We start from the raw sequence: 1384 nt of genomic DNA, 5'->3' as shown, positions 1-1384 counted from the left end.
TCATACGTAGGATCTTAAGGAAATTAGGGGTTGAATGCATGTTCTAAATCTGATCAGATGTTTATCGCCAAAAAAACCTTCTGAAACAGATTTGAGAACATGCATAAAAATAATACCGAGCTTGCGAAGATAACGAAAGTCCTGAATGAATTTAAAATTAACGATATCGGAAAAAGCAGTGGATTTTGCTGCCGACAACGGGTCGTAAAGCCGTTTGAATTGGTAATGTCGTTACTTACGGCACTCGGCGATAAGTCTGTGGATAGCATCAGTGACTTGCACCGGTATTTTACAGGATTGACCTTTAGTGATGTACAGTACAAGCCGTTCCACAACCAGCTAAGTAAACCTGAATTTCGTGACATGATGAAGCGGTTGGTAGCGATGGCGATGGGAAACTGGCAGCAACAGATATTAGGAACTGACGTTAATCTATCGATGTTTGAGCAAATCGTGGTGCAAGATGGGAGTTCGTTTGCGGTGCACGATAGCCTGAGTGACGTGTTCAAAGGGCGCTTTACCACTATCAGCCCAGCCGCGGTAGAGATACATGTGAGCTGGGATATGTTAAGCAGCCAACCGCATGCGGTGTCAGTAAGTGCCGATAGTAAAGCGGAATATGATTACCTGCCGCCAGCGGCCTCACTAGGGAATAAGCTGTTTTTAGCCGATAGAGGCTATTTCAAACTGTCCTACTTACGTGACATTCATGCGTCAGGTGGGTTTTATACCGTGAGGGCAAAGACAACGAGTAATCCACTTGTAGCAGCGGCTTACACTGCGAAGGGCAAGCGCCTGAAGCGATTTAAAAGCGTTAGCCTTAAAAAGGTAAAGGCCCATATTCGACGTAGTGAAGTGGTCGATATGGATGTGGAAAATCCACACGGCTACCGCATGATAGCCAGTTGGCCGAAAGACAAAAACGAACCCACGTACTGGGTGACTAACTTGCCTCGGTCTGAGTACCCAGCCAACAGCATCATCAAACTCTACGGTTTACGCTGGCAAATTGAACTGCTATTTAAAGAATGGAAATCCTACTGCAACCTGCGCAAATTCAATACACGTAAGGCCAGTATGATGGAAGGTCTGATTTGGGTGAGTCTGTTAGCGCTGCTGGTAAAGCGACGAATAGGCTTTAGTATTCAACAGCTAAAAGGAATAGCAATATCAAGTTTTATGGTGGCAAAAAACACACAAGGTTGGTTTTACAAATTAATGGAATCGATAATCCACTTCGACCAGTCAACATTAATACAAACATGGAACTGGGCAGTGGATTATTTGGCAAGATACGCCAAAAGGGCGCATCCCGATAGAGACAGGGAGAGCGGGCGTTTAGCGCCCGGCCTGACACCGATTATTTCTTAATGTCCAACGTATG

1 protein-coding gene is annotated in these 1384 nt (G+C 45.1%); it reads left to right on the top strand.

Features of this window, described 5'->3' with window-relative positions:
- Positions 1 to 99 precede the first annotated feature (99 nt).
- Positions 100 to 1371 carry an IS4 family transposase gene (locus GMES_RS14085; protein WP_006993389.1) on the top strand — a complete coding sequence of 424 codons (1272 nt, stop codon included), beginning with the start codon at positions 100 to 102 and terminating at the stop codon, positions 1369 to 1371.
- Positions 1372 to 1384: the final 13 nt, after the last annotated feature.

Origin of the sequence: Paraglaciecola mesophila KMM 241, assembly GCF_000315015.1 — a bacterium.
Taxonomy (GTDB): Bacteria; Pseudomonadota; Gammaproteobacteria; order Enterobacterales; family Alteromonadaceae; genus Paraglaciecola; species Paraglaciecola mesophila.
Note: the sequence above shows the minus strand (reverse complement) of the source record. Positions and strands in the feature narration are given on the sequence as shown.